The 3,709-nt window shown below is 58.4% G+C and carries 2 protein-coding genes; both read left to right on the top strand.

Translation table 11 applies throughout. The annotated features are described in order from the left end of the window. Nucleotides 1–154: 154 nt before the first annotated feature. A complete protein-coding gene (locus tag IYY11_RS23370; protein WP_196402294.1) occupies nucleotides 155–2,725 on the top strand; it encodes a DUF6259 domain-containing protein in 2,571 nt (856 codons plus the stop codon). Nucleotides 2,726–3,332: 607 nt separating this feature from the next. Next, the coding region (locus tag IYY11_RS00280) for a hypothetical protein (protein ID WP_210331172.1) at nucleotides 3,333–3,709 on the top strand (377 nt) is incomplete at its 3' end.

The following is a 3,709-nucleotide window of genomic DNA, read 5'->3' as shown; positions in this document are numbered from 1 at the left end:
GGTCTGGGCCACCTTTACGGTCGATGATGGCCTTTGGACCGATGGCGACGGCGACCGGAGACCAGTCCGGGTAAGCCCGACTGGATTCTCGACCCGGGGAACCCCCCTAGTAGTGGCCACGCAACGCGGTGGGCGACAGCTGGATGTATTCGCAGTGGGGAAAAACGATGGGGCGGTGTGGGTCACCTTCACGGTTGATGATGGCCCCTGGACCGACGGCATCGATGGGCGCACACCGTTCCGTGTGAGTCCGCCAGGGTTCGCTCAACAGGAAGCCGCTCTTGCTGTGGGCTGTCAGCGCGGTGAACGACAGCTGGATGTGTTTACAGTTCGAAACGATGGCGCGATTTGGGTCACCTTCACGGTTGATGACGGCCCCTGGACCGATGGCATCGATGGAAGAATGCCGTTCCGGGTGAGCCCGCCTGGATTCGCCCGACCGGGCGCCGCTATTGCCGTAGGCACGCAGCGCGGCGGACGTCAGCTCGATGTGTTTACAGTTCGTAACGACGGCGCGATTTGGGTCACCTTCACGGTTGATGACGGCCCCTGGACCGATGGCATCGATGGAAGAATGCCGTTCCGGGTGAGCCCGCCTGGATTCGCCCGACCGGGCGCCGCTATTGCCGTAGGCACGCAGCGCGGCGGACGTCAGCTGGACGTGTTTACAGTTCGTAACGACGGCGCGATTTGGGTCACCTTCACGGTTGATGACGGCCCCTGGACCGATGGCATCGATGGAAGAATGCCGTTCCGGGTGAGCCCGCCTGGATTCGCCCGACCGGGGGCCCCCCTTGCTGTAGCGAACCAGCGTGGCGGACGTCAGCTGAGTGTTTTCACAGTTGGTAACGAAGACGCGGTCTGGGCCACCTTTACGGTCGATGATGGCCTTTGGACCGATGGCGACGGCGACCGGAGACCAGTCCGGGTAAGCCCGACTGGATTCTCGACCCGGGGAACCCCCCTAGTAGTGGCCACGCAACGCGGTGGGCGACAGCTGGATGTATTCGCAGTGGGGAAAAACGATGGGGCGGTGTGGGTCACCTTCACGGTTGATGATGGCCCCTGGACCGACGGCATCGATGGGCGCACACCGTTCCGTGTGAGTCCGCCAGGGTTCGCTCAACAGGAAGCCGCTCTTGCTGTGGGCTGTCAGCGCGGTGAACGACAGCTGGATGTGTTTACAGTTCGAAACGATGGCGCGATTTGGGTCACCTTCACGGTTGATGACGGCCCCTGGACCGATGGCATCGATGGAAGAATGCCGTTCCGGGTGAGCCCGCCTGGATTCGCCCGACCGGGCGCCGCTATTGCCGTAGGCACGCAGCGCGGCGGACGTCAGCTCGATGTGTTTACAGTTCGTAACGACGGCGCGATTTGGGTCACCTTCACGGTTGATGACGGCCCCTGGACCGATGGCATCGATGGAAGAATGCCGTTCCGGGTGAGCCCGGCGTATGTAGGAGGAAGCCTCCTACCGCCAGGATCGCATATGGCGGTGGCTAATCAACGTGATGGCAAGCAGCTCGACGTGATCAGTGTGGGGAAGGGCCTTATCAAGTCTTTCCGAGAACTTCCCAGATTCCTTGAGGAATCTAAAGCGCTCGGGACGAACATCGTTTACCTTACGGATTATTGGGAGGGAGCGACTAGAGGGGCCGCTCCACGCTATTGGAATAAGGGCGATTATATTCCGCGAGCAGACCTCGGCGGCGAAGCCGCTCTGACCGAGGGTATCCGTAAGCTTCAAGAGGCTGGCGGCCGAATAATTCTGTATCTTGAGCCCTTCATAATATACGAGCACTCGCGTGTTGCTCAGCAGCATGGCGAAAGCTGGCGTGCTCGACTTCCCAGCGGTCTTTGGGGCGGCGATGGCTCGGTACATAAGCAATACGAATCTAACCTGACGATGGCGGCGCCTTCGGCCGCGTGGCAAAACTACATAGTCGAAGTCGCTAAGCGCTTAATTCGGGACTACCATGCCGATGGCATCTTCTTGGATTCCTGGGCGTGGCAAATGAATTGGCCAATGAGGACTTTGCAGGAGGGCGTCGCATGGTCGCCTCTTAAACATTGCCAAGGCGTGCTAAACTTGACTGCCCGCGTGAGAAGAGCAGTAAAAGAAATCAAATCGGATGCGGTTGTCCTCGGCGAAACCACTGCCGGACCGATCGGCCGATATTGGGATGGCGGACTGTCCGCCAATTTTGGTTTCGCCGAGAGACCCGAGAACGGAACATTAGCACAGAATCCGCGGCGCCTCGTCGCGTCGCCCGTTCGGTATGGGATACCTGAACTCAACTGGTTCGGGAATGGTGTAAACCTCAACGAGTTGCATCAAGTCTTTGCTGCGGGCCACAGCCTAGCACTTTGTGGTTTTTGGCCAGGTTCATTTATGCATGACGCCGCCGGCCATATCCGGACGCTGGTCCAAATGCGGCAAACCTATAAGGACGCGCTGATATACGGTCAGCAAACCTACCAGCCGAGAACTGGCAATCAAGACGTGGTTGCCTATCACTACCGCGGGGAAACGCATCAACTCATTACATTGGTCAATATCGCCGACACTTTTGATCACTCGGCGACTTTGGAACTTCGGGATGCTGATCGTGACTCGATCTGGAGGGATCTGCTCACACCTCTGCTCATATCAGCGAACGGAAACTTGCTAGGACCAATTTCTGTACCTCGATCCGGCCTTCGGGTGCTTTTGAGAAGCTGAAGTGATTGGGCTGTCAATCGAACGTCGGGCCAGGATAGGAGATGGAAAATAGCGGGCTTGATTACCAACGGGCCATTACGGAAGCGTACGATTTTGGGAAGATTCTGACCTGCCCCTGAGAAATTCCTCCAGAAGCGATTAGAGTCCGGCCCATTAACCGCCGGGACTCAACTTGCTACTGGATGAAAGTTCGGGGGCAGGTCAGCGGAGGCCCCGGCGATGGGACGCCAGTTTTCACCGTCTAGCCGATCGACCAGACCGATTGCCGCATCACCACTATCGACCATCGCGGCGCAACTCGGCGCAGCGTCGACGCGCGACGTTGCGCAATGCGCGGCGTCATCGTTTTTGCGATGCCGGCGCTGAATCAAGTTGAAGTTGAAGGAACCATTTGGGTCCTTTCGTCGTTCATTCTGAGGCCTTTTGCCGATTTTGAATGGCAATGAGCAATGAGGGTGAAACGCTAGCAAGTTTTTTGGTTGTCATCCCCGCAATCCGAAGCCCCGAAGGCAATAGCTACAATTTCAAAACGTTGCTGTTCTTCTCGCGCTTCCGCAAAGAATGGGAGTGACAAAAACCCCATGTTCAAGTCGCTTTGGAGGTTGTCATGGCTACCATTTCCGGAATTCAAGCACGATTTCTCCATCCTCTAGCTTTAGTTTCCTTACTGCTCTTCTGCCACCCTGCAGTTGCGCTGTGGCAAGGCTGGGAAAGCATGGGCGGCGTAATCCTCGACAAGCCTGAATGTGCGAGCTGGGGACCGGGCCACCTCCACTGCTTTGCCCGCGGGACCGATGGCGCGATGTACGGCAAGTGGTGGACCGGCAGTGGCTGGGGCGGCTGGGAGAATATGGGTGGGGTGCTTCTCAACAAACCGGAATGCGTGACCTGGGGGCCGGGCCACCTCCACTGCTTTGGCCGCGGGACCGATGGCGCGATGTACGGCAAGTGGTGGACCGGCAGTGGCTGGGGCGGCTGGGAGAA

The sequence above is a fragment of the Methylocystis sp. H62 genome (assembly GCF_015709515.1).
Classification (GTDB): Bacteria; Pseudomonadota; Alphaproteobacteria; order Rhizobiales; family Beijerinckiaceae; genus Methylocystis.
Note: the sequence above shows the minus strand (reverse complement) of the source record. Positions and strands in the feature narration are given on the sequence as shown.